Raw genomic sequence first — 25,202 nt, 5'->3', positions numbered from 1 at the left:
CAACCTTGCCCCAACGTCATACTGCGAGCGTCTTCCTGACGCTAAGCGAGACGGCGAAACCGATCAGGGCGGCCAGCGTCGACACGCCGTACACCAGCGGCGCGCCGCCGGTCGGCCACAAGGCACCGGCGAGCAAGCCGCCGAGCGTACCACCGAGACCGAACGACACCGCCAGATACAGCCCCTGCCCGCGCGCCTGCTGCTCGGGCGGGACGGCGCGCTGCAGCAGCGCGACCGCCGACGCGTGGTGCAGGCCGAAGGTCAACGCATGCAGCGTCTGCGCGAACAGCACCGCCGCCGGATGCGTCAGCGCCGTGGCCAACAGCGCGAAACGCAGACAGGCGGCGGCGAGCGACGCACACATCCACTCGCCCAGGCCGAAGCGCTTATGCAGCGACGGCAGTTTCCAGAACAGCATGATTTCGCAGATCACGCCGAGCGCCCACAGCGCACCGATGCTCCCCTGGCCGTAGCCCATGCCCGACAGCGCGATCGAATAGAAGGTGTAGTAGGGCCCGTGCGCGAACGCCATCAAGAAGCAGGCGGCGAGCAGCGCCGGCAGGCCCGGCCGGGCCAATAGCGACGCGAGGCTAGCCGGCGTGGTGCCCGACGTTGGCCGAGCCCCGGTCTCGGGCACCCGCCACGCCGCGGCCGCGATCACGAACAGGCCGACCGCGAGCAGCATCGGCAGCAAGTCGAGCGACGCTTTCATCAGCCCGTAGCCTGCCAGCAACGCCACCGCCATGAAGCCGATCGACCCCCACACCCGGGTGCGGCCGTAGCGGCCCGGCGCGCCGCGCGTCGCCTGAGCGGCACCGGCCTCGACCAGCGGCAGCGACGCCGCCCAGAACAAGTGCGAGGCCGCCAGCACGGCGAACATCGGCCAGAAGCTATCTATCCACAGGATCGGCAGAAAAGCGAACGCCGCGACCAGCGTCGTCGCGCGCAGCACCGGCTTGCGCCGGCCGATGCGGTCGGCGAAGCCACCCCAGAACGTCGGTGCGACGATACGCGCGATGCCGAGCAAGGACACCAGCACCGACAGCTGCCACGGTGACAGGCCCAGCCGTTCGAGGTAGAGCGGCCAGTACGGATTGAACAGGCCGAGGAAGGCGAAGTAGCAGAAGTAGAAACGCGAGAACGGCAGCAGGGACACGACGGCGGGGGAAGCTCACAAGGTTGGCCGAGCCCGGGCAGCGCCGGGCCAGGATGGAAAACGACGGCTCGAGGCCGGTGAAAAACGGGACGCGCGCCCCGGCGTCAACCTCAGTCGCGCATGCGCTGCTTGAACGCGGCGATGTCGCGGCGCCCCTTCTTGCTCGGCTTGCCGTCGCCGTGCGGAAAGCTCGCGCGCTCGGCCTTGAGCGTTTCCTGTTTCTCTTCGCGCGCCTGGCGCGACTCGTCGCCCTCGCTGTACAGCAGCCCCACATCCTTCGCGCCCTTGCGCTGCGTCGATAGCGACAGCACCGTCACCCTGTACTCGAGCTGACCGACGCGCACGACCAACTCGTCGCCCTCGCGCGCCACGCGCGACGCCTTCACCCGGTCTCCGCCGACCAACACGCGACCGAGTTCGATCGCCTCGTGCGCGAGCTGGCGCGTCTTGAAGAAGCGCGCCGCCCACAGCCACTTGTCGAGGCGGACCTTGCCGTCGTCCTCGTCGGCGTGCGCGCCCTGGCGGCTCATGCCGCCACCTCCCAACGCGCCGATACCAGGCCGTCGAGTTCAAGCTCGAGCACGTCGCCGGCCCCGATCGCCGAGACGCCGGCCGGCGTGCCGGTGTAGATCAGGTCGCCCTCGGTCAAACCGTACCTCGCGCTCAATTCGGCGATCAGCCGCGCGACGCCGAACAGCATCAGCGACGTATCGCCCTCTTGGCGCGTCTTGCCATTCACCTTCAGCGAAAAGGTCAGCGCCTGCGGATCGGGCACGCGCTCGGCCGGCACCAGCGCCGACAGGCAGGCGGCGCCGCGGAAGCCCTTCGCCTTGGTCCACGGGTGTCCCTTCTGCTTGGCGTCGTTCTGCGCGTCTCGCGCGGTCAGGTCGAGCCCGATGCCGTATCCCGCGACGTGCTGCAGCGCGTCGGCCTCAGCGATGTGGTCGCCGCCGCGGCCGATCAGCACCACCAGCTCGCATTCGTGGTGCACGTCGCGCGAATAGTCGGGCAGCACGATAGGCGAGCCTTCGAGCAACAAGGCCGACGTCGGCTTCAGAAAAACCAGCGGCTCGGGTTCAACCGGATTGCCAAGCTCTGCTGCATGTGCAACAAAGTTGCGACCGATGCAGAAAATGTTCGCGATGCGGCAGGCTCTGCCGTTCAGGGTCAGCACGGGCATGAAAACAGCTCTCCGGGACGCGGCGCCAGCGGCCGCCGATGCCCGATTATCGCGCAAAGCGCGCGTGACCTCACGCACACCGTGCCGGCACGCAACAGTTTGCCCGGCGACGACATTTTTTTGCAGTGCAACACACACCACGAATTGAAATTGTCATAAACTGTTGTTAGTTTGTCAGACAGTCGGCCGGGACTGTACCGGCCGTCACGCTCGTCGCAATAAGGAGATGATCTTGAGTCAGGATTCGACCGCTTCGCTGGAACAGTTCTTCGCCAGCCTCTCGGCCGCCAATCAGCAGTGGATGCAGCAGTTCGTGAATTCGATCAGCCTGGGTCAGACTGCCAACGGCGACAGCCCGATCAACCCGGCGTGGGCCCAGTTGATGTCCAGCACCAACCAGTTCATCGCCTTGCAGAGCGACCTCTACCAGCAGCAGATGGACCTGTGGCTGCGCTTTCTCGGCCAGAAGCCGGCCGACGACGCCCCGGGCAAGCCGGCCGACCGCCGCTTTGCAGCGCCCGAATGGGACGAGCACCCGTTCTACAGCTTCCTCAAGCAAAGCTACCTGTTGACGTCGAAGTGGATGCTAGACCTCGTCGACAAGGCGCAGCTCGAAGGTGAAAGCAAGGACAGGCTCGCCTTCGTCACCAAGCACTACGTCGACGCGATGGCGCCGTCCAACTTCCTCCTGACCAACCCGGAAGTGATCAAGCGGGCGATGGAGAGCAAGGGCGAGAGCCTGGTCGAGGGCATGAAGAACATGATGGAGGACCTGCAGAAGGGCCACATCTCGATGTCCGACGAGAGCCACTTCGAGATCGGCGACAACATCGCCGTCACGCCGGGCGACGTCGTGTTCCGCAACGAGCTGATCGAACTGATCCAGTACACGCCGACCACCGGCGAGGTGTACGAGAAGCCGCTGTTGATCGTCCCGCCGTGCATCAACAAGTACTACCTGATGGACCTGCAGCCGGACAACTCGATGGTGCGCCACTTCGTCGGCCAGGGTTACCGCGTGTTCCTGATCTCGTGGCGCTCCGCGGTGCCCGAGATGAAGCACTTCACCTGGGAAAGCTACGTCGAACAGGGCGTGATCGCCGCGTCCGAGGCGGTCAAGAGCATCACCCGCCAGCCGTCGATGAACGCGCTCGGCTTCTGCATCGGCGGCGTGATCCTCGCGACCTCGCTCGCGGTGATGAAGGCCAAGGGTCTCGACTCGATCGACTCGGCGACCTTCATGACCTCGTTGCTCGACCATACCGAGCCGGGCGACATCAAGGTCTACTTCGACGAGAAAATCGTCAAGGCACGCGAAGCCAAGATCGCCCACGGCGGCGGCGGCATCGTCAGCGGCAAGGAACTCGGCCGAACCTTCGCGTCCCTGCGCGCGAACGACCTCGTGTGGAACTACGTCGTCAACAACTACCTGCTCGGCAAGACGCCGCCGCCGTTCGACCTCTTGTTCTGGAACAACGACGCGGTCGACCTGCCGATGCCGATGCATACCTTCTTCCTGAAGGAGTTCTACCTCAACAACTCGCTGACCAAGCCGGGCAGCATCACGCTGAGCGGCGTGCCGATCGACCTGTCGACGCTGACCATCCCGGTGTACATCTTCGCCGCGCGCGAGGACCACATCGTGCTGTGGAGCTCGGCCTACGCCGGCCTGAAGTACCTCTCCGGCACGGCCAGCCGTCGCTTCGTGCTCGGCGCGTCGGGCCACATCGCCGGCTCGATCAACCCGGTCACCCGTGACAAGCGCAACTACTGGGTCAACGAGAATCTGCCGGAAGACCCGAACGCCTGGTTCGAAGGCGCCGAGAGCCGTCCTGGCAGCTGGTGGAAGGACTGGGATTCGTGGCTCGCGCCGCAATCGGGCAAGAAGGTCGCCGCCCCGAAGACCGCGGGCAGCAAGGCGCTGCCGCCGATCGCACCGGCGCCCGGCGAATACGTCCGCGCCCACGCGCTGCCGGCCTCGCTCGCCAGCCTGCATTGAGTTTGTGCAACTGCAATAATGAGATTCGCCCCCTGCAAAGTACAGGGGACGGCCCCAGGGCTCGGCCAACCTTGGCCGACCCCGCGCTCAAGCGCTGATTCGTCAGCCGACTTACTAGAAATACGGAGATAGCCACATGCAAGACGTTGTGATTGTCGCAGCCAGCCGCACCGCCATCGGCAACTTCGGCGGTTCGCTCGCCAAGGTCGCCGCCCCGGACCTGGGCGCCACCGTGATCAAGGCGCTGCTGGAAAAGACCGGCCTCGCGCCGGAACAGATCTCCGAAGTGATTCTGGGCCAAGTCCTCACCGCCGGCGTCGGCCAGAACCCGGCCCGCCAGGCGCTGATCAAGGCCGGCCTGCCGGTGACCACCCCGGCGTCCACCCTCAACGTCGTGTGCGGCTCCGGCCTGCGCGCCACCCACCTGGCAGCCCAGGCGATCGCCGCGGGCGACGCCGACATCGTGATCGCCGGCGGCCAGGAAAGCATGAGCCTGTCGCCGCACATCCTGCCCGGCTCGCGCGACGGCTTCCGCATGGGCAACGCCCAGCTCGTCGACACCATGGTCTACGACGGCCTGACCGACGTGTACAAGCAGTACCACATGGGCATCACCGCCGAGAACATCGCCGAGAAATACGGCATCAGCCGCGAAGAGCAGGACCAGCTGGCCGTCACCTCGCAGAACCGCGCCGAGGCCGCGCAGGCCGCCGGCCGCTTCGACGCCGAGATCGTCCCGGTCTACGTGCCGCAGCGCAAGGGCGACCCGGTCGCCTTCGCGCGCGACGAGTTCATCAAGCAGGGCGCGACGCTCGAAGGCCTCGCCAAGCTGCGCGCCGCGTTCAAGAAGGACGGCACCGTGACCGCCGGCAACGCGTCGGGCCTGAACGACGGCGCCGCCGGCGTGGTGATGATGTCGGCCAAGAAAGCCGCCGAACTCGGCCTGAAACCGCTGGCCGTGGTGCGCGGCTACGCGTTGTCTGGCTGCGCGCCGGAAATCATGGGCATGGGCCCGGTCAGCGCCACCCGCAAGGCGCTCGCCCGTGCCGGCTGGAGCGTGCAGGACCTCGACCTGATCGAAGCCAACGAGGCGTTCGCCGCGCAGGCGCTGGGCGTGACCCGCGAGCTCGAGTGGGACCTGTCCAAGGTCAACGTCAACGGCGGCGCGATCGCGCTGGGCCACCCGATCGGCGCGTCCGGCGCACGCGTGCTCGTCACGCTGCTGCACGAACTGCAGCGCCGCGAAGCCAACAAGGGCCTGGCGACGCTGTGCATCGGCGGCGGTATGGGCGTGGCGCTGGCGATCGAACGCGCCTAAGCACCCGCTTCGCAACACCGACGCCCCGCGCTTGCGGGGCGTTTTTGTTTGTGGGCAGCAAGGCTCGGCCAACGTTGGCCGAGCCTTGCCCGCATCGGCTACGGGCGGATGCTCGCTTGGCCGCGAAAGCCTTTACAGACACGCATGACAAAAACCCGGCGCGCCGCCTGTGCGGTGCGCCGGGTTTTTTCACGACGGACTGGCCGAGCGCTTACATCGCGTCGTTGACCGCGATGCCCAACAGGCCGAGGCCGGTCTTCAGCGTCCTGCCGGTGAGCGCCGCCAGCTGCAGGCGGCTGGCGCGCACCTCGCCCTCGGACTTGAGGATCGGGCACGCCTCGTAGAAGCGCGAGAACAGCGTCGCGACGTTATAGAGGTAGCCGCACAGGTGGTGCGGCTGGCAGGTCTCGGCGACGTTGGCGAGCACGTCCTCGAACTGCGCCAAGGCGACCGCCAGTTGCTTCTCGGCCGGCTCGGCGATGACGATAGACGCGTCCGCGTCGACGGCATCGGCCTTGCGGAACACGCTCTGCACGCGCGTGTACGCGTATTGCAGGTAGGGCGCAGTGTTGCCTTCGAAAGTGAGCATGCTGTCCCAGTTGAACACGTAGTCGCTGGTGCGGTTCTTCGACAGGTCGGCGTACTTCACCGCGCCGATGCCGACCGCGCGCGCGACGTCGCGACGCTCGGCCTCGGGCAGGTCCGGGTTCTTCTCCGACACCAGCGCGAACGCGCGCTCTTCGGCCTCATCGAGCAGCTCGATCAGCTTGACCGTGCCGCCCGAGCGGGTTTTGAACGGCTTGCCGTCCTCGCCCATCATCGTGCCGAAGGCGACGTGTTCGAGCTGCATGTCCGCCGGCGCGAAGCCGGCCTTCTTCGCCAGCGTGAAGATCTGCTGGAAGTGCAGGCTCTGGCGCGCGTCGACGACGTAGATCACGCGGTCGAGGCCGAGTTTGCGGTGACGGTAACGCACGGCGGCCAGATCGGTGGTCGCGTACAGGTAGCCGCCGTCCTTCTTCTGGATGATGACCGCCATCGGCTCGCCTTCCGGATTCTGGAACTCCGCCAGGAACGTCACCTGCGCGCCCTGGCTTTCGACCAGCAGTTCGGCTGCGCGCAGGTCGGACACCACGACCGGCAGGTCGTCGTTGTACGCCGACTCGCCGCGCACGCTGTCGCGGTCGAGCGACACGCCGAGCTTCTTGTAAACCGCCTCGCAGTGCTCGAGCGACACCTCGACGAACTGCGCCCACAGCTTCCTCACCTCGGCGTCGCCGCCCTGCAGCTTGACGACGTAGTCACGCGCGGTGTCGGCGAACGCCTCGTCTTCGTCGAAGCGCACCTTGGCCTTGCGGTAGAAGTCCTCGAGGTCGGACAGCACCATGTCGGCTTCGCCGGCCTTGCGGCTCTCGACCAGGTAGGCGACCAGCATGCCGAACTGCGTGCCCCAGTCGCCGACGTGGTTGGCGCGCGCGACGTCGTGGCCGAGGAATTCGAGCACGCGCGCGATCGCGTCGCCGATGATGGTCGAACGCAGGTGACCGACGTGCATTTCCTTGGCGAGGTTGGGCGACGAGTATTCGACCATCACCTTCTGCCGCACCGGCGCGGCGATGCCGAGCTTGGCGTCTTTCAACGCCGCGTCGAGCCGCCCGCCGACGAAGGCCGGCGCCAAATGGATGTTGATGAAGCCGGGGCCGGCGATCTCGACCTTGTCGGCGATGCCGGCAAGATCCAGAACGTCGATGACTTTCTGCGCGAGTTCGCGCGGGTTCTGCTTCAGCTTCTTCGCGGCGCCCATCACGCCGTTGGCCTGGTAGTCGCCGAACTCGGGCTTGGACGCGGGCTGCAGCACAGCCGGAGCGTCCGGCACGCCGGCGGCGGCGAGCGCCGCGCTGACGCGGTCGTTGAGCAATTGCTGGAGGGTCATGAGTGTTCCAGAAAATCAAAGGCCGGACGCGACAGGCGTCCGGCACGGGATTCGATCGCCAAATTGTACGGCGGCGCGGGCGGGCCGGGCAAATCGGTGGCTGTTAAAAAAAAGCTCGGCCAACCTTGTGAAGGTTGGCCGAGCTTTTTAGGATACTGCTCAGAACAGCCGCGCGATCAGTGCCTTCTCGAAACCGGCCATGCCGGGGATCTTCACCTTCACGCCGTTGCCCGGCGCGACCTCTACGGCCTCGCCGTCGCGCGTCATCGTCGCAAGTTCTACGATGCGGTTGCCGCTCGGGTGGATGATCTCGATCCGGTCGCCGACGGCGAAGCGGTTCTTCACGTCGACCAGCGCCCAGCCTTCGCCGTCGACTTCGAGCACCTCGCCGACGTACTGGCTCTTCTTCGCCTGCGAGTGGCCGGTCAGGTAGTTCTGGTATTCCTGCGTCTGGTGGCGTTCGAGGAAGCCCGGCGTGTAGCCGCGGTTGGCGAGGCCATCGAGGTCGGCCAACAGGCCGAGGTCGAACGGCCGGCCGGCGACCGCGTCATCGATCGCCTTGCGGTAGGCCTGCGCGGTGCGCGACACGTAGTAGATCGACTTGGTGCGGCCCTCGATCTTCAGCGAGTCGACGCCGATCTTCACCAGCTTCTCGACCTGCTCGATCGCGCGCAGGTCCTTCGAATTCATGATGTAGGTGCCGTGCTCGTCCTCGATGATCGGCATCATCTCGCCCGGGCGGCTGCCCTCTTCGATCAGATAGGTCTTGTCGGCGAGCGGGTGGCGCTCGGCGCCGCCGCAGGCGGCGAAGCTCTGGTTCGCCTCTTCCAGCGCCTTGTTGAAATCGAACTGGATCTTCTGCACGTCGCCGGCGTCGTCGCCCTGCGTGTCGTGCATCTTGTAGTCCCAGCGGCAAGCATTGGTGCAGGTGCCCTGGTTCGGGTCGCGGTGGTTGAAGTAGCCGGACAACAGGCAGCGGCCCGAGTAGGCGATGCACAGCGCGCCGTGCACGAACACCTCGAGCTCCATGTCCGGGCATTCCTGGCGGATCTCGGCGATCTCGTCGATCGACAGTTCGCGCGACAGGATCACGCGCGTCAGGCCGATCTTCTGCCAGAACTTCACGCCCATCAGGTTGGTGGTGTTCGCCTGCACGGAGAGGTGGATCGGCACTTCCGGCCACTTCTCGCGCACCATCATGATCAGACCGGGGTCGGCCATGATCAGCGCGTCCGGCTTCATCTCGATCACCGGCTCCATGTCGGCCAGGTAGGTCTTCAGCTTGGCGTTGTGCGGCAGGATGTTGCTGGCGACGAAGAACTGCTTGCCGCGCGCGTGCGCCTCGGCAATGCCGGTGCGCAATTCTTCCAATTTGAATTCGTTGTTGCGCGCGCGCAAGCTATAGCGCGGCTGGCCGGCGTAGACGGCGTCGGCGCCGAAGTCGTAGGCGGCGCGCATCTTGTCGAGGTTGCCGGCCGGCAGCAGGAGTTCCGGTGTTTTCATTCGATGGGTGTCTTGTTTGGAGCGTTTAAACGCTCAATGCAGCAGGCCGCCGGTGGGCAGCGGTTGGAGGTCGGGCTCGACGAAGGCGCGGCGCGCGCTGTCGTTGTCGAGCCGCTCTTCGCTGTAGTAGGCCAGCACCACGCCGCGCGCGTCGTCGACGATGTCCGGACAGGCGGCGCAGAACGCGTCCCAGTCGTCGCGCAGCTCGGGGCGGTCGACGACGCGGCTGTACAGGATGGCGAGGATCGCCATCGTCAGCGTGTGGTGGTACTTGTCGGCCACGCCCTTGGCCATCGCGTAGCGCGACAGCGCGTAGGCGCAGCGCGCGGCGGCCTCGCGCCCGGGATAGCGGCGGCAGTAGGCCCAGGCGGCCAACAGGTGCGCCTGGTGGTTGAATTCGGAAACCGGCAGCTCACGTGATTCCAGCGCTTGCAGGAATGCCTGGTCGTCCATGCTTGATCACTCTTGGGTCGGATGGGTGTGGCGGAATGGCCACGGTCGGCCCGTCTGATGCGGGCTCTGTTGCGGCGCGATTATGCGCCGCCCGTCACGAGAGCGTCAAGATTGAAGAACGGGCAAAAAAACAGCCGGCAAGTGATTGATTTTTCTAGATTCACCCGTCGTAGCGACGCGACTCAGCGCGAGCGGAACAGCGCCGCCAGCGTCAGCAGCTGGCCGATCAGGCCTGCCGCCATCAGCGCGATGCCGAGGATGGCGTACACGCCCTCCTTCGCGTCAATCGCGGTCTGCGTCGCGAAGGAGCCGAGCCCGAAGAAGACGGTGGACAGGATCAGCGCGAACACCGCGAGGCGGCGGTCGCGTTGCAGGCGCTGCATGATTTTATCGAGCATGGTCGGGCTTTCAATTGACTGCCGGGGATGTCGGGCGGCGCGGATAGCGCGGCTCTCGGTCGTCCATGGCGCGCTATTGTAAGCGAAACGCGGCGCGCGTTCTGGATGCATAATGGCAGCCTTGCCCGGCCATCCATCGCATAAAAACGCACCGCACTAGAGGAGATCACCATGCTGTTCAATTCCCGCCTGCTCGGCCCGGTCGAGGTGGACGAGTCCACCGTGATCCAGTTCCCGCACGGCCTGCCGGCGTTCGAGAACTGCCAGCGCTTCAAGCTGTTCCACGAAGCGGGCGAGACGGCGCCGCGCGTGTTCTGGATGCAGTCGCTCGACGCGCCCGACGTGCTGTTCAGCGTGGTCGACCCGACGTCGCTGGGCCTGCGCTACGAGGTCGAACTGTCGGCCGCCGAGGTCGACGCCTTGCAGCTGGCCCGCCCCGAAGACGCGGTGGTGCTGGTGATGGTGTACAAGGAAGGCGACGCGCACGCCGAGAACCACCCGCTGCTCGCGCCGCTCAAAGCCAACGTGCGCAACCCGCTGATCGTCAACCTCGCGGCGCGCCGCGGCCTGCAGCAGGGCGGCCTCGCCTGCGACATCGTGTTCCATAACCGCTGCTGATCACAACAAAGGCTCGGCCAACCTTGGCGTCGCCAAAGCTTGGCCAGCCTTCATCCCATCGGAAGCCCGTGATGACCGACGACAAGATCCGCTGCCCGTGGTGCGGCAGCGACCCGCTCTACGTCGCCTACCACGATAGGGAATGGGGCGTGCCCAGCCGCGACGACGTCCACCTGTTCGAAATGCTGACGCTGGAGGGTGCGCAGGCCGGGCTGTCGTGGATCACCATCCTCAGGAAGCGCGAAGGCTACCGCGCCGCGTTCGACGGCTTCGATCCGGCGCGCGTCGCCGCCTTCACCGACGAAGACGTCGAGCGGCTGCTGCACGACGCGTCCATCGTGCGCCACCGCGGCAAGATCGCGAGTGCGATCGGCAATGCGCGCGTCTTTGTCGAGATGCAGGCGCGCCACGGCCGCTTCGCCGACTGGCTGTGGGACTTCGTCGACGGCGAGCCCGTCGTCAACCGCTGGCAGAGCCTGGCCGACTGCCCGGGGAGCACGCCGCTGTCCGATGAAATCAGCAAGGAACTCAAAAAGGCCGGCATGAAGTTCGTCGGTAGCACCATCGTCTACGCCTTCCTGCAGGCGACCGGGGTGGTGAACGACCATCTCGTGGCCTGCCACCGCCACCCGGACAGGCTCGGCCAACGTTGAGCCGCCCCCTCCCGGGGCCGTCATGACCCTGCATTTGTCGTCTAAATGCGCGACGGCGACGGTCATCGCCACGCGCGCGGTAGGCGCGCGAGGGCAAACCCGTTAAAATTCACTGTTCGGCGCGCCGCGATCACTGAGCGGCAGCGCCTCCAATCCGCTTCGACTGTTCTTCGAAGGAAAGTCAAATGAGCATTCCGAATCAAGCCGGAAGGGCGCTGGTCGTCCTGTCCGGCGGCCAGGACTCGACCACCTGTCTGTTCTGGGCGATCCAGCGCTTCGGCCGCGACGCGGTCGAGGCGGTCACCTTCGACTACGGCCAGCGCCACCGCGTCGAGCTCGACGCCGCGCGCCGCATCGCCCAGATGGCCGGCGTGCGCCAGACCGTCTTGCCGATCGACACCTTCGGCGTGATGGGCGGCAACGCGCTGACCGCGCAGGACATCGAGCCCGAACAAGGCGCGCGCGACGACGCCGACAAGACGCTGCCCAACACCTTCGTCCCGGGCAGAAATCTCGTGTTCCTGACCTTCGCCGCCGCGCTCGCGTGGCAGAAGGGCATGGACCACGTCGTCACCGGCGTCGCGCAGACCGACTACTCGGGCTACCCCGACTGCCGCGAGAACACGCTGAAAGCGCTGGAACTGGCGATCCGCCTCGGCATGGACAGCCGCGTCCAACTTCACGCGCCGTTGATGTTCATGAGCAAGGCCGAGACCGTGCACCTCGCCGAGGAAGTCGGCGCGATGGAAGCGCTCGCCTACAGCCACACCTGCTACAACGGCGCGGTGCCGCCGTGCGGCGTGTGCGCGTCGTGCGAACTGCGCGCCAAGGGCTTCGCCGAAGCCGGCGTGGCGGACCCGCTGGTCGTCCGCACCCGGACCGGGGCTTGAGCATGCGCACCACCCACCTCGCGACGTGCGGCTTCGAGGCCGCGCGCAGCCTGTCCGCCACCGGCCGCCACGGCCACAGCTTCTTCGTCACCGCCGAGAGCCGCGTCGCCGACCTCGCCGAGCTGCGCGAGCGGCTGACGTACGCGTGCGCGCCGCTCGACTACCGCGACCTGGACACGATGATCGCGTCGCCGTCCGACGCGACGCTCGCCGCGTATCTGGCCGACGCGCTCGGCCAACCTTGCGCGCTGAACCTGCGCTCGGCGCCCGATCGCGGCGTCGAACTCGATGAAGACGGCGCGCTGCGCCATTGGCTGTCTACCGGCTTCGAGGCCGCGCACCAGCTGCCTAACGTCGAGCCCGGCCACCAGTGCGGCCGCCTGCACGGCCACGGCTTCAGGGTGCGCCTCGTCGCTTCGGAAGACCACGCGACGATCGCCGCCGCCTGGCAGCCGCAGTTCGAACGGCTGCAGCATCGTTATCTTAACGACATCGCCGGCCTCGAGAACCCGACCAGCGAGGTGCTGGCCGACTGGCTGTGGCAAGGGTTGGCCGAGCCTCTGCCGGGCCTAGCCAAGGTCGAGGTGTTCGAGACGCACACCGCCGGCAGCCGCCGCGACGCTTCGGGCCTGACGATCTGGAAGGAACAGCGCTTCGAGGCGGCCGTGAGCATCGATCAGGATGGCAACTACACCGGCCACAGCTACCTGGTGCGGCTGTACCTGGCCGGCGAGATGGACCAGGTCAGCGGCTGGCTGCGCGACTTCGGCGAGGTCAAGTCGCTGTTCAAGCCGCTGTACAAGCGGCTCGACCACAACCCGCTCGACCAGCTGCGCGGCATCGAGCGAACCGACTGCGCCGGCATCGCCGCGTGGATCGCGGCCAAGCTCACGCCGCTGTTGCCCGAGCTGTCCGCCATCGACCTGTTCGAGAACGCGCATGAAGGCGCGCGTCTGAGCCTGAGGGACCCGCGATGACCTATACGGTGAAGGAAATCTTCTACACGCTGCAGGGCGAAGGCGGCCAGGCCGGGCGTGCGGCGGTGTTCTGCCGCTTCGCCGGCTGCAACCTGTGGAGCGGCCGCGAACAGGACCGCGCGGCGGCGGTCTGCCGCTTCTGCGACACCGACTTCGTCGGCACCGGTCCCGACGGCGGCAAGTTCGCCGACGCGGCAACGTTGGCCGAGCGCATCGCCGAAGAATGGAAAGGCGCGGGCGGCACGCCGTACGTCGTCTGCACCGGCGGCGAGCCGCTGTTGCAGCTCGATTCGGCGCTGCTCGACGCGTTGCACGCGCGCGGCTTCGAGGTCGCGGTCGAGACCAATGGCACGATCACCGCGCCGGCCGGCATCGACTGGATCTGCGTCAGCCCGAAGGGCCAGGCGCCGCTGGTGCAGACCTCGGGCCACGAGCTGAAGCTCGTCTACCCGCAGCTTGATGCGCCTTTGCCGGAAACCCTGGCTGGGCTCGACTTTTCGCACTTCTTCCTGCAGCCGCTCGACGACCCGGACCAGCGCGCCAACACCGAGGCGGCGATCGCCTACTGCATGGCGCACCCGCAGTGGAAGCTGTCGCTGCAGACCCACAAGCTGACCGGCATCCGCTGAGCCGCACCAAGCATTTGAAATCATAAAAGCCGCGTCATGAATGACGCGGCTTTTGTCTTTTGGGCGCGTAGCATGCCCGCTTCACAGAAACTCACACTCTCGGGATTTCGCCAACAATTGCGCGCTTTGGGCTGCGCCCGCCACCTCGTAAGCTCAGGGAAAGACAGCCCGCGGCCCGGCCGGCCGCCCTTTTCCCGAGGAGTCCGCCATGAAACACAAGATCGGCCTCGTCTGCGCGGCGATCGCGCTGAGCAGCAGCCTCGTCGGCTGCGTCGTCGTCCCCGCCCGACACTACGGGCGACCCGTGATCATCGCGCCGGATCGCCACCATCACTACGACCGCGGCGATCGATACGATCGATACGATCGATACGACCGCTACGATCGCCACGACCGACGCGGAGGCCGTGGCCGCTGGTAAGCCCGCCGCCTCATCGCCCGTCCGGATCAGATTGGCCGAGCCCGCCCTCCTCCGCTCCCGGCGGCCGGGCAACAAAAACCCCCGCCATACGGCGGGGGTTTTGCCTTACCCGAACACCAGACGCCCGCCCTCCGCATCGACGTGCACCATCGCCTTCGGCGGATAACTGCCGGCAAGGATGGACTTGGCCAGCGGGTTCTCGATCTCGGCCTGGATCGCGCGCTTGAGCGGCCTTGCGCCGTACACCGGGTCGAAGCCGGCCTCGGCCAACAGCTCGAGCGCCGCGTCGCTGATCTCGAAGCCGAGCTCGAGCCGGGCGAGCCGCTCTTCGAGCCTCGAGAGCTGGATGCGTGCGATCGACTTGATGTGCTTGTCGTCGAGCGCGTGGAACACGACCACCTCGTCGATGCGGTTGACGAACTCCGGCCGGAACTGCGTCTTCACCTCGGTCATCACCGCCAGCTTGATCACCTGGTAGTCGTCGGTCTCCATCGTCTGGATCGCCTGGCTGCCGACGTTCGACGTCATCACCACCACGGTGTTCTTGAAGTCGACCGTGCGGCCCTGGCCGTCGGTCAGCCGGCCGTCGTCGAGCACCTGCAACAGGATGTTGAACACGTCCGGGTGCGCCTTCTCGATCTCGTCGAGCAGGATCACGCTGTACGGCTTGCGCCGTACCTGCTCGGTGAGCTGGCCGCCCTCCTCGTAGCCGACGTAACCCGGCGGCGCGCCGATCAGGCGCGACACCGAATGCTTCTCCATGTACTCGGACATGTCGACGCGCACCAGGTGCTCTTCCGAATCGAACAGGAAGTTCGCCAGCGTCTTGCACAGCTCGGTCTTGCCGACGCCGGTGGGCCCGAGGAACAGGAAGGAGCCGTACGGCTTGTTAGGATCGGCGAGGCCCGAACGGCTACGCCTGATCGCGTCGGCGACGACGCGCACCGCCTCGTCCTGGCCGATCACGCGCTGGTGCAGCACGTCTTCCATGTGCAGCAACTTGTCGCGCTCGCCCTGCAGCATTTTGCTGACGGGGATGCCGGTCGCACGGCTGACGACTTCGGCGATCTCCTCGGCGCCGACCTGCGTGCGCAACAGCCGCATCGGTCTCTGGTCACCCTCGCCCGCCGCTTCGGCGGCTTTCAGCTGCGCCTCGAGCGCCGGCAGCTTGCCGTACTGCAGCTCGGCCAACTTCTGCCAGTCGCCACGGCGTTTCAGGTCTTCCATCTCGACCTTCACGCGGTCGACCTCCTCGCGGATGCTCTGGCTGCCGAGGATGCTCGCCTTCTCGGCCTTCCAGATCTCCTCGAGGTCGGCGTATTCGCGCGACAGCCTGGCGATCTCTTCCTCGATCAGCGTGAAGCGCTTCTGCGACGCCTCGTCGGTCTCCTTGCGCACCGCTTCGCGCTCGATCTTCAGCTGGATCAGCCGGCGGTCGAGCTTGTCCATCGCTTCCGGTTTGGAATCGAGCTCCATCTTGATGCGGCTGGCCGCTTCGTCGATCAGGTCGATCGCCTTGTCGGGCAGGAAGCGGTCGGTGATGTAGCGGTGGCTCAATTCGGCCGCGGCGACGATCGCCGGGTCGGTGATGTCGACGCCGTGGTGGATTTCATACTTTTCCTGCAGGCCGCGCAGGATGGCGATGGTGTCCTCGACCGAGGGTTCGTCTACCAGCACCTTCTGGAAGCGGCGCTCGAGCGCGGCGTCCTTCTCGACATATTTCCGATATTCGTCGAGCGTGGTCGCGCCGATGCAGTGCAGCTCGCCGCGCGCGAGCGCCGGTTTCAGCATATTGCCGGCGTCCATCGCGCCTTCGGCCTTGCCGGCGCCGACCATGGTATGGAGCTCGTCGATGAAGATGAGGGTGCTGCCCTCGTCCTTGGCGAGGTCGGACAGCACCGCCTTCAGCCGCTCCTCGAACTCGCCGCGGTACTTCGCGCCGGCCAAGAGCGCGGCGAGGTCGAGCACCAACAGGCGCTTGTGCTTCAGCGAATCGGGCACCTCGCCATTGACGATGCGCTGCGCGAGCCCTTCGACGATCGCGGTCTTGCCGACGCCCGGCTCGCCGATCAGCACCGGGTTGTTCTTGGTGCGCCGTTGCAGCACCTGGATCGCGCGGCGGATCTCGTCGTCGCGGCCGATCACCGGGTCGAGCTTGCCGAGCCGCGCGCGTTCGGTCAGGTCGAGCGTGTACTTCTTCAGCGCCTCGCGCTGCCCTTCGGCGTCGGCCGAGTCGACGTTGCCGTCGCCGCGCACCGCGTCGATCGCGGCCTTCACCGCCGCCGCGCTGCCGCCGTTCTCCTTCAACAGGCGGCCGGTCTCGCCCTTGTCGTCGAGCAGCGCGGCGAGGAAGAGTTCGCTCGCGATGTAGGCGTCACCCTTCTGCATCGCCGCCTTGTCGGTCAGGTTCAACAGGTTCGCCAGGTCGCGCGACACGGTGATCTCGCCGCCGGTGCCCTGCACCTTGGGCATGCGCTCGATCGCGTTTCTCAACGCGGTCTTGAGGCCCGCGAGGTTCACGCCGGCGCGCGCCAAGAGGCTCGCCACGCCGCCGTCGGCGTCGTCGAGCATCGCGAGCAGCAGATGCTGCGGCTCGATGTAGGCGTTGTCGTTCGCGAGCGCCACGCTCTGCGCATCGGCGATCGCCTGCTGGAATTTGGTCGTCAGTTTGTCGAATCGCATGACATCCTCCTCGATGGGCTTAATCCCTATCTGGGGCAAGGGCTTAGCGATTTCAAGGGTGGCGGTCTAGCCTGAATGAGAAGGCTTTGCGGGGACGACGACGATGACCGCAGCGCGGGTGAAACTGGTGGAGGTCGGGCCGCGCGACGGCCTGCAGAACGAGGCCGTCACGCTGTCGGTCGCGGAAAGGTGCGCGCTGATCACGAGGTTGGCCGAGGCCGGCTTCACCACCATCGAGGCCGGCGCCTTCGTGTCGCCGGACAAGATCCCGCAGATGGCCGACACGGCCGAAGTGCTCGCCGCGCTCGACCTGAAGAGCCCGATCGCCTACCCGGTGCTGGTGCCGAACGACAAGGGCCTCTCCGCAGCGCTCGCGGCCGGCGCGCGCGAGATCTCGGTGTTTGCCGCGGCGAGCGACACCTTCAGCCTGAAGAACATCGGCGTGACCGTCGACGACAGCCTCGCGCGCTACGAGCCGGTGGTGCGCCGCGCGCTCGGCGCGGGCCTTCTGGTGCGCGGCTATGTGTCCTGCGTCGCCGGCTGCCCATACGAAGGCCACGTCGACCCGGAACGCGTCGCCGACGTCGCCGGCGCGCTGTGGGAGATGGGCTGCGACGAGATTTCTCTCGGAGACACCATAGGCACCGGCACGCCGAACACCATCCTCGCCGTGCTCGACGCGGTAGAAGACCGCGTGCCGGTCGCCCAGCTCGCCGGCCATTTCCACGACACCTACGGCATGGCCTCGGCCAACGTCTACGCCGCGTGGCGCGCCGGCGTGTCGACCTTCGACGGCTCGGTTGCCGGCCTCGGCGGCTGCCCTTATGCTCGGGGAGCCGCCGGCAACGTCGCGAGCGAAGACCTGGTCTGGCTGTTCAAGGGTCTCGGCGTCGAAACCGGCGTCGACCTGACGCGCCTGATCGAGGTCGCGTACTGGATTTCGCAGCGCCTCGGCCGCGAACCGGCATCGCGCGTCGCTCGCGCGCTCGCCCCGCACTGAATAGACGACAACACGCCGAATCAAGGCGCGCGCCTTCCTTCCGCTGCCCACCGGCAGCCCTAAAGAAACGCTCGCCGCACGCAAGGAGACCCCATGCAGGCAGCCGTGCCCCACCCGCTCTGGCAACCGTCCGCCGGCCGTATCTCGGCCAGCCATCTCGCCGCTTTCACCCGGCTCGCCGAGACCGTCAGCCGGCGCCACTTTCCCGACTACGACAGCCTGTGGCGCTACAGCACCGAAGACACCGCCGCGTTCTGGTCGCTCGTGTGGGACTACGCCGGCGTCTCGGGCGACAAGGGCTCGGTGCCATTCGACGCCGGCGACAATCTGCGCGACGCGCACTTCTTCCCCGAATCGACGCTTAACTACGCCGAAAACCTGCTGAGACGCAACGACGACGCGCCTGCGCTCTTCTTCCGGGGCGAGACCGAGGTCCGTCGCACGCTGAGCTCGCGCGACTTGAACCAGCTCGTATCAAAGCTGCAACAGGCGATGCGCGACGCCGGGATCAGGGTCGGCGACCGCGTCGCCGGCTTCATGCCCAACCTGCCCGAGACGATCGCGGCGATGCTCGCCGCCGCCAGCCTCGGCGCGATCTGGACCTCGTGCTCGCCCGACTTCGGTATCGACGGCGCGCTCGACCGCTTCGGCCAGACCGAACCGAAGCTGCTGTTCGTGCCGGACGGCTATCTGTACAACGGCAAGCGCATCGACCTTGCCGACAAGCTCGCGGCCGTCGTCAAGGGCCTGCCGACGCTCGAGCGCGTGCTGGTGGTCGACTACCTCGGTAAGGCTCAAGAACTCGCCGCGACGCTGCCGAAGGCGACGCCGCTCGCCGCCTGGCTCGCGCCCTACCAGCCCGAGCCGCTGTTCTTCGAGCGCGTGCCGTTCCGCCACCCGCTGTTCATCCTCTATTCGAGCGGCACCACCGGCAAACCCAAGTGCATCGTGCACGGCCACGGCGGCACGCTGCTGCAGCACCTGAAGGAGCACCAGCTGCACGCCGACCTGCACGAGGGCGACGTGCTGTTCTACTTCACCACCTGCGGCTGGATGATGTGGAACTGGCTGGCAAGTGGCCTCGCTTCCGGCGCGACGCTGATGCTCTACGACGGCTCGCCGTTCGCCGACAACGGCCGGGTGCTGTGGGACTACGCCGAGGAAGCCGGCTGCACCCACTTCGGCACCTCGGCCAAGTACATCGACGCGCTGCACAAGTCCGGGCTCGAACCGGCGCGCGAATGGACGCTCGCGAGCTTGCGCGCGCTGTTTTCCACCGGCTCGCCCTTGGTCGCCGAGAGCTACGAATGGGTGTACCGCGCGGTCAAGGCCGACCTGAACCTCGCGTCGATCTCGGGCGGCACCGACATCGTGTCGTGCTTCGCGCTCGGCAACGCCTGCCTGCCGGTGTACGCCGGCGAACTGCAGTGCCGCGGCCTCGGCATGGCGGTCGACGTCTACAACGACGAGGGCAAGCCGGTGATCGGCGAGAAGGGCGAACTCGTCTGCACGCGCGCCTTCCCGTCGATGCCGGTCGGCTTCTGGCGCGACGACGACGGCGAGAAGTACCGCAAGGCCTACTTCAATCGCTTCCCCGGCATCTGGTGCCACGGCGACTACGCCGAGCTCACCGAGCACGGCGGGCTGATCATCTACGGCCGCTCGGACGCGGTGCTCAACCCGGGCGGCGTGCGCATCGGCACCGCCGAGATCTACCGCCAGGTCGAGGCGTTCGACGAGATCGCCGAGGCGCTGGCGGTCGGCCAGCGCTGGCAGGACGACGAACGCGTCGTGCTGTTCGTCAGGTTGGCCGAGGGCGCCGTGCTCGACGAAGACCTGATCGCGCGGCTGAAGGCGAAGATTCGCGACGGCGCCAGCCCGCGCCACGTGCCGGCCAAGATCGTCGCGGTCGCCGACATCCCGCGCACCGTGTCGGGCAAGATCGTCGAACTGGCGGTGAAGAACGTCATCCACGGCGAGGCGGTCAGCAATGTGTCGGCGCTCGCCAATCCGCAGGCGCTGAAGCTGTTCGAGAACCTGGCCGAGCTGCAGCATTGAAGCACGGGAAGCTCGGCCAACGTTGAACGACAAAAACGCCCCGTTTTCTGACGGGGCGTTTTTGATGGGCGGCGCACTCAGTGGGACGGCGGACTGCGGCGCAACAGTGCGTAGAGCTCGTCCTTGTCGCGCGGGCGCCTGCCCTGCCAGATCAGCGTCCAGCCCGGTTCGGCCAAGCCTTGCGCGCGGGTGCGAACCACCAGGCGCCAGCCGCACGGCGGCTCGGCGCCGCGCTCGAAGGCGGTAAGCGACAGATCACCGTAGTACTGCCACGACAGCCGCGCCAGCAGGTTGTTGCGCTCGGTCGCGACGCAGGCGTTCTTCGCAGCCGGCGGCAGCGCCGCCATCATCTTGTCTACGACCGGCCGGTAGCTCTTGGCCGCGTCGAGCCACGGCAGCCACAGCGTCAGCGCCAAGCCCCAGAACAGCGTGATGCCGGCGGCCCAGTTGGTGACCGCCTGGCGGCCGCGCAGGTGGCGGCGCGTGACCGCCCACAGCCAGACCGCGGTCGCGGCGAGCGCGGCGAGTGTCGCCGGCCACGATACTTGAGGCAGGTAGCCAGGGCTGAAGTAGGCGGCACGCTCGGCCAACTTGGCCGGCCAGCCGAAGTTCATCGCCGCCCAGCCGGCCCAGATCAGCACGCCGAAGAAGCCGAAGGTCATCAGGCCGAACCAGTTCAGGAAGGCCGCCGCGCCGCGCTTGAGCGTGTCCAGTTCGACCGCCGCGAGCACCGCCATCGGCAACAGCAGCGGCAAGGCGTAGGTCGAGCTCTGCCTATCGGACAGCGTCAGCAGGATCAGCGTCACGACGAAGAACAGCAGCGGCAGCTGCAGCAGCGGCTCGTCGAAGCGCCGGCTGCGGTACACCGTCCACGCGGCCAGCGGCCAGGCCGGCCAGGTGTACCAGAGCACCAGCTTCGGGTAATAGCCGAATTCGTGGAAGAAACCGACACGGCCGAAACCGTTCAGCGGGCCGAGCGCTTCCTCGTACCACCAGCGCGCGAACGCGGCCGGCTCGGCGTGAGCGAACAGCCACGGCCACAAGCCGGCCACCGGCAGCGCCAGCAACAACGCCATCGCAAGCGTGATCGCATAGCCCTTGTTACGCCACGCCGAGAACGCAGTCAGCATCAGCGACGACAGCACCAAGAGCGACACTTCGAGCAGGCTGGTCGACAAGAAGGTCAGCACCAGGCCCGCGGCGAGCAAGGCGCCCGCCAGCCCGGGCGCGCGCAAGGACAGCGCCAGCGCATAGAAGGCGATGGCGAAACCGGCGAAGCCGGCGACCGCCGGCGTCATCTGGTGGCCGGTCGCCAACAGCCCGAGGCTGCCGATCAGGATCAGCACCACGCTGCGGCCGTGGCGGCGGCCGATCAGCTCGCGTCCGGTCATGCCGGCGAAGGTCAGGCCGATCGCCATGAACAGCGGCGTCGCGAGCCGCGCGGCGTCGTGCAGCGGCAACAGCCACGGCGAGAACGCGCGCGCGAGCGCGGCGGCGACCCAGTAGTAGAGCGGCGGCGCGTCCAGGTAGGCCTCGCCGTGCACCATCGGCGTCAGCCAGTTGCCGCTGTGCAGCATGTTCAGGATGACGGCGTTGACGAAGGGCTCGTCCGGTTTCCACGGGTCGTGCCCGAGGATGCCCGGCCACAGCCAGACGAAGGTCAACAGCAACAGCAGCCACGGTTTTTCGGTGGGCTGCGGCAGGCCGGCCCGGTTGGTAGAGAAAGTCAGCATGTCGATATGATAACCGCCGGCCGGCGTCTGACGCTCGGGCGGAAAACAATGGCAACAAAAAAGGCAGCCGAGGCTGCCTTTTGCATAGCGGTTCGAGCGGATTAACGCTTGAAGAAGCCGCCGAATTTCTGGTTGAACTTGTCCACGCGACCGGCGGTGTCGACGATCTTCTGTTTGCCGGTGTAGAACGGGTGGCATTCGGAGCAGACTTCCACGTGGAAGGCTTCCTTGCCCATGGTGGACTTGGTCACGAACTTGTTGCCGCAGGAGCAAGTCACGTTGACGTCGAGGTAGTTCGGGTGGATACCGGCTTTCATTGCTTTTCCTTTGCTAAACGGGCACAGGGGTTTTGCCTGCGCTACTGAAACGGATCATTATCCGCCCAAGATTTTCACTTGGCAAGCCGGGCCCCGGGCTCGGCCGACAACGGCATTCAGGCGCGGCGCCAGGTCGTGCCTTGCGGACCGTCTTCGAGCACGATGCCGGCGGCGGTCAGTTCGTCGCGGATGCGGTCGGACTCGGCCCAGTTCTTCGTGGCGCGGGCTTCGCGGCGGGCCGCGATCAGCGCGTCGATGCCGTCTGCCGACAATTCGCCGGCGACGCGGCCGCCTTGCAGGAACTCTACCGGGTCGCGCTGCAACAGGCCGAGCACAGAGCCCAGCGCCTTCAGTAGGCCCGCCTGTTCGGCCGAGCCGCTCTTGTTCGCTTCGCCGGCCAGTTCGAACAGCACCGCCAGCGCCTCTGCGGTGTTGAAGTCGTCGTCCATCGCCGCCTTGAAGCGCGCCGCGTGCGGGTCGGCCCAGTCGATGGCGACATCCAACGGCGCGGTGGTCTTCAGCGCGGTATAGAGCCGCGTCAGCGCATGCTTGGCGTCGTCCAGGTGCGCGTCAGAATAATTCAGCGGACTGCGGTAGTGCGCGCGCAGGATGAAGAAGCGCACGACTTCGGCGTCGTACTTTTGCAGCACCTCGCGGATGGTGAAGAAGTTGCCCAGGCTCTTGGACATCTTCTCGTTGTCGACGCGGATGAAGCCGTTGTGCAGCCAGTAATTGACAAATTGATGACCGTGCGCGCCTTCGGACTGCGCGATCTCGTTCTCGTGGTGCGGGAACTGCAGGTCGGCGCCGCCGCCGTGGATGTCGAAATGGTCGCCGAGCAGTTTCTCGCTCATCACCGAGCACTCGATGTGCCAGCCCGGACGGCCGTCGCCCCACGGACTGGTCCAGGACGGTTCGCCCGGCTTGGCGGCCTTCCACAGCACGAAGTCGAGCGGGTCGCGTTTGTTCAGATCGACGTCGACGCGCTCGCCGGCGCGCAGATCCTCCAGACTCTTGCCCGACAGCTTGCCGTAGCCTTCGAACTCGCGCACCGCGTAGTAGACGTCGCCGTTGGCGGCGGCATAGGCCTTGCCGTTGGCGATCAGCCTCTCGATCATGTCGACCATGCCCGGCACGTGCTCGGTCGCGCGCGGCTCAAAGTCGGGGCGGATGATGCCGAGCGCGTCGCTGTCCTCGTTCATCGCGTCGATGAAGCGCTGCGTCAATTCGCCGATCGCCTCGCCGTTCTCGGCGGCGCGCTTGATGATCTTGTCGTCGATGTCGGTGATGTTGCGCACATAGGTCAGGTCGTAGCCGTCGGCGCGCAGCCAGCGGGCGACCATGTCGAACACCACCATCACCCGCGCGTGCCCGAGATGACAGTAGTCGTACACCGTCATGCCGCACACGTACATGCGCGCCTTGCCGGCTTCGATCGGTTGGAAGACTTCTTTCTGTCGGGTCAGCGTATTGAACAGGGTCAGCATCGTTGCGGGCGCCATCGGGGTGACTGGAAAACGTTAGAGTGTAACATGACAGGGCTCGGCCAACCTTGGCCGAGCCCGCTTGCGGATCAGGCCGGCTTGAACGCGTCCTTCAGGCCGACGGTGCGGTTGAACACGACCTTCTTACCCGGCTGGTGGTCACGGCGGTCGGTGACGAAGTAGCCGACGCGCTCGAACTGGTAGCGCGATTCGGGCGCCGCGTCCTTCACGCACGACTCGATGTAGCCGGTGACGACCTTCAGCGAGTCCGGGTTCAGGAACTGCAGGAATTCGACGTACTGGCCGTCTTCGCCGCGCACCGCGTCAGGGCGCGCCTCGTTGAACAGGCGCTCGTAGAGGCGGACTTCCGCCTCTACCGCGTGCTCGGCGCTCACCCAGTGGATCACGCCCTTGACCTTGCGGCCTTCCGGATTTTTACCCAAGGTGTCGGGGTCGATAGAGCACTTCAGCTCGACGACACGGCCGTCGGCATCCTTGACCACTTCGTCGCACTTGATCACGTAAGAGTAGCGCAGGCGCACTTCACCGCCGGAGGTCAGGCGCTGCCATTTCGGCGGCGGCACCTCGGCGAAGTCGTCGCGGTCGATGTAGATCTCGCGCGCGATCGGCACGTCGCGCTCGCCGAATTCCGGATGGTGCGGGTGGAACGGCGCGCTGCGGCTGGCGGTCACGCCTTCTTCGAAGTTGGTCAGCGTGAGCTTAATCGGGTCGAGCACCGCCATCACGCGCGGCGCCTCGGATTCGAGCGCGTCGCGTACCGCGCCTTCGAGAATCGGGAAGTCGACCACGTTCTCGCTCTTGGACACGCCGATGCGCTGTGCGAACAGCTTGATGCCGTCCGGGCTGTAGCCGCGGCGGCGCATGCCGGCGAGCGTCGGCATACGCGGGTCGTCCCAGCCGGACACCACGCCGTCGACCACCAGCTGGTTCAGCTTGCGCTTCGAGGTCAGCGCGTACATCAGATGCAGGCGCGAGAACTCGTACTGGCGCGGGTGGCAGTCGATGCTGATGTTGTCGAGCACCCAGTCGTACAGCGGACGGTGGTCTTCGAACTCGAGCGTGCACAGGCTATGCGTGATGCCCTCGAGCGCGTCCGAGATGCAGTGCGTGTAGTCGTACATCGGGTAGATGCACCACTTGTCGCCGGTACGGTGGTGGTGCGCGCGGCGGATGCGGTAGATCGCCGGGTCGCGCATATTGATGTTGCCGCTGGCCATGTCGATCTTCAGCCGCAGCGTCTTGCTGCCATCCGGGAACTCGCCGTCACGCATGCGCGTGAAGAGGTCGAGGTTCTCGTCGACGCTGCGGTTGCGGTACGGGCTCTCGTGGCCCGGCTCGGTCAGCGAGCCACGGAATTCGCGCATCTCGTGGGCCGACAGGTCGCAGACGAAGGCCTTGCCCGATTCGATCAGCTCTACCGCGTAACCGTACAGCGCGTCGAAGTAGTCGGACGCGAAGCGCACCTCGCCGTCCCAGTGAAAGCCGAGCCACTCGACGCTTTCCTTGATCGCCTGCACGTACTCGTCGGATTCCTTCTCCGGGTTGGTGTCGTCCATGCGCAGGTGGCACACGCCGCCGAACTCGTCGGCGATGCCGAAGTTCAGGCAGATCGCCTTCGCGTGGCCGACGTGCAGGTAGCCGTTCGGCTCCGGCGGGAAGCGCGTGACGATCCGGCCGTGCTTGCCCGAGGCCAGGTCGTTCTCGATGATGGTCTTGATGAAGTGCTTGACCTCGACCGCGTCGGCGGCCGGCTTGGCGTGTTTTTCGCTCATGTTCTTCGCT

General features: G+C 66.6%; 22 protein-coding genes. 10 read left to right on the top strand and 12 right to left on the bottom strand.

All coding sequences use genetic code 11. The features are described 5' to 3' along the window. Window positions 1-16: 16 nt before the first annotated feature. The 3 genes from DWG20_RS10540 to DWG20_RS10530 form a co-directional block, all read right to left on the bottom strand. Complete coding sequence (locus DWG20_RS10540) at window positions 17-1,156, bottom strand: MFS transporter (protein WP_115433772.1); 1,140 nt, start codon at window positions 1,154-1,156, stop codon at window positions 17-19. 110 nt (window positions 1,157-1,266) lie between these two features. Then, window positions 1,267-1,686, bottom strand: coding sequence for an RNA-binding S4 domain-containing protein (locus DWG20_RS10535; protein ID WP_115433771.1), 420 nt, complete (start codon window positions 1,684-1,686; stop codon window positions 1,267-1,269). Then, a complete protein-coding gene (locus tag DWG20_RS10530; protein ID WP_115433770.1) occupies window positions 1,683-2,336 on the bottom strand; it encodes a fumarylacetoacetate hydrolase family protein in 654 nt (217 codons plus the stop codon). The genes DWG20_RS10535 and DWG20_RS10530 overlap by 4 nt, the downstream gene beginning before the upstream one ends. A gap of 301 nt (window positions 2,337-2,637) precedes the next feature. On the opposite strand from DWG20_RS10530, the gene DWG20_RS10525 reads away from it, so the two are divergent. Then, entirely contained in the window at window positions 2,638-4,335 is a 1,698-nt protein-coding gene (locus DWG20_RS10525; protein ID WP_181881013.1) for a PHA/PHB synthase family protein, read from the top strand. Window positions 4,336-4,471: 136 nt separating this feature from the next. Continuing rightward, window positions 4,472-5,653, top strand: a complete 1,182-nt coding sequence (locus DWG20_RS10520; RefSeq protein WP_115433769.1) for an acetyl-CoA C-acetyltransferase — start codon at window positions 4,472-4,474, stop codon at window positions 5,651-5,653. 211 nt (window positions 5,654-5,864) lie between these two features. Here the strand turns inward: DWG20_RS10520 and argS are convergent, their stop codons facing one another. The 4 genes from argS to DWG20_RS10500 form a co-directional block, all read right to left on the bottom strand. After that, the gene (gene argS, locus DWG20_RS10515) at window positions 5,865-7,583 is read right to left on the bottom strand and encodes an arginine--tRNA ligase (RefSeq protein WP_115433768.1); all 1,719 of its coding nucleotides are present in this window, start codon (window positions 7,581-7,583) and stop codon (window positions 5,865-5,867) included. A 159-nt stretch (window positions 7,584-7,742) separates the two neighbouring features. Beyond that, the gene (trhP, locus tag DWG20_RS10510; RefSeq protein WP_115433767.1) at window positions 7,743-9,086 is read right to left on the bottom strand and encodes a prephenate-dependent tRNA uridine(34) hydroxylase TrhP; all 1,344 of its coding nucleotides are present in this window, start codon (window positions 9,084-9,086) and stop codon (window positions 7,743-7,745) included. A 33-nt stretch (window positions 9,087-9,119) separates the two neighbouring features. Then, window positions 9,120-9,539: a hypothetical protein gene (locus DWG20_RS10505; protein WP_115433766.1), complete on the bottom strand. Its 420-nt coding sequence runs from the start codon at window positions 9,537-9,539 to the stop codon at window positions 9,120-9,122. A 182-nt stretch (window positions 9,540-9,721) separates the two neighbouring features. Beyond that, window positions 9,722-9,937, bottom strand: coding sequence for a hypothetical protein (locus tag DWG20_RS10500; RefSeq protein ID WP_115433765.1), 216 nt, complete (start codon window positions 9,935-9,937; stop codon window positions 9,722-9,724). 171 nt (window positions 9,938-10,108) lie between these two features. Here DWG20_RS10500 and fliW point away from each other — a divergent pair, with 171 nt between their 5' ends. The 6 genes from fliW to DWG20_RS10470 all read left to right on the top strand — a co-directional run bounded on the left by fliW (window position 10,109) and on the right by DWG20_RS10470 (window position 14,125). Then, a complete protein-coding gene (gene fliW / locus DWG20_RS10495) occupies window positions 10,109-10,555 on the top strand; it encodes a flagellar assembly protein FliW (protein ID WP_115433764.1) in 447 nt (148 codons plus the stop codon). 71 nt (window positions 10,556-10,626) lie between these two features. Beyond that, window positions 10,627-11,208 carry a DNA-3-methyladenine glycosylase I gene (locus DWG20_RS10490; RefSeq protein ID WP_115433763.1) on the top strand — a complete coding sequence of 194 codons (582 nt, stop codon included), beginning with the start codon at window positions 10,627-10,629 and terminating at the stop codon, window positions 11,206-11,208. Window positions 11,209-11,393: 185 nt separating this feature from the next. After that, window positions 11,394-12,098, top strand: coding sequence for a 7-cyano-7-deazaguanine synthase QueC (gene queC / locus DWG20_RS10485; RefSeq protein WP_115433762.1), 705 nt, complete (start codon window positions 11,394-11,396; stop codon window positions 12,096-12,098). A gap of 2 nt (window positions 12,099-12,100) precedes the next feature. After that, on the top strand, window positions 12,101-13,075 hold the full coding sequence (locus DWG20_RS16745) for a 6-pyruvoyl trahydropterin synthase family protein (protein WP_115433761.1): 975 nt from the start codon (window positions 12,101-12,103) through the stop codon (window positions 13,073-13,075). Beyond that, on the top strand, window positions 13,072-13,704 hold the full coding sequence (gene queE, locus DWG20_RS10475; RefSeq protein WP_115433760.1) for a 7-carboxy-7-deazaguanine synthase: 633 nt from the start codon (window positions 13,072-13,074) through the stop codon (window positions 13,702-13,704). Before DWG20_RS16745 ends, queE begins: the two co-directional genes overlap by 4 nt. Window positions 13,705-13,912: 208 nt before the next feature. Continuing rightward, window positions 13,913-14,125, top strand: a complete 213-nt coding sequence (locus DWG20_RS10470) for a hypothetical protein (protein ID WP_115433759.1) — start codon at window positions 13,913-13,915, stop codon at window positions 14,123-14,125. A 105-nt stretch (window positions 14,126-14,230) separates the two neighbouring features. Here the strand turns inward: DWG20_RS10470 and clpB are convergent, their stop codons facing one another. Beyond that, a complete protein-coding gene (gene clpB, locus DWG20_RS10465; RefSeq protein ID WP_115433758.1) occupies window positions 14,231-16,807 on the bottom strand; it encodes an ATP-dependent chaperone ClpB in 2,577 nt (858 codons plus the stop codon). Between the two features lie 103 nt (window positions 16,808-16,910). Between clpB and DWG20_RS10460 the strand changes: the two genes are divergently transcribed. Further along, window positions 16,911-17,807: a hydroxymethylglutaryl-CoA lyase gene (locus tag DWG20_RS10460; protein WP_115433757.1), complete on the top strand. Its 897-nt coding sequence runs from the start codon at window positions 16,911-16,913 to the stop codon at window positions 17,805-17,807. A gap of 93 nt (window positions 17,808-17,900) precedes the next feature. Next, window positions 17,901-19,865 carry an acetoacetate--CoA ligase gene (locus tag DWG20_RS10455; protein WP_115433756.1) on the top strand — a complete coding sequence of 655 codons (1,965 nt, stop codon included), beginning with the start codon at window positions 17,901-17,903 and terminating at the stop codon, window positions 19,863-19,865. 77 nt (window positions 19,866-19,942) lie between these two features. On the opposite strand, the gene DWG20_RS10450 is transcribed toward DWG20_RS10455, so the two are convergent. The 4 genes from DWG20_RS10450 to DWG20_RS10435 form a co-directional block, all read right to left on the bottom strand. Then, a complete protein-coding gene (locus DWG20_RS10450) occupies window positions 19,943-21,598 on the bottom strand; it encodes an ArnT family glycosyltransferase (protein WP_115433755.1) in 1,656 nt (551 codons plus the stop codon). A 101-nt stretch (window positions 21,599-21,699) separates the two neighbouring features. Next, window positions 21,700-21,915, bottom strand: coding sequence for a 50S ribosomal protein L31 (rpmE, locus tag DWG20_RS10445; protein ID WP_115433754.1), 216 nt, complete (start codon window positions 21,913-21,915; stop codon window positions 21,700-21,702). Window positions 21,916-22,031: 116 nt separating this feature from the next. Further along, window positions 22,032-23,402, bottom strand: a complete 1,371-nt coding sequence (cysS, locus tag DWG20_RS10440) for a cysteine--tRNA ligase (protein WP_115433753.1) — start codon at window positions 23,400-23,402, stop codon at window positions 22,032-22,034. An 86-nt stretch (window positions 23,403-23,488) separates the two neighbouring features. Further along, the gene (locus DWG20_RS10435) at window positions 23,489-25,192 is read right to left on the bottom strand and encodes a glutamine--tRNA ligase/YqeY domain fusion protein (protein ID WP_115433752.1); all 1,704 of its coding nucleotides are present in this window, start codon (window positions 25,190-25,192) and stop codon (window positions 23,489-23,491) included. Between the last annotated feature and the right edge of the window lie 10 nt (window positions 25,193-25,202).

The sequence above is a fragment of the Crenobacter cavernae genome, assembly GCF_003355495.1.
Taxonomy (GTDB): domain Bacteria; phylum Pseudomonadota; class Gammaproteobacteria; order Burkholderiales; family Chromobacteriaceae; genus Crenobacter; species Crenobacter cavernae.
Note: the sequence above shows the minus strand (reverse complement) of the source record. Positions and strands in the feature narration are given on the sequence as shown.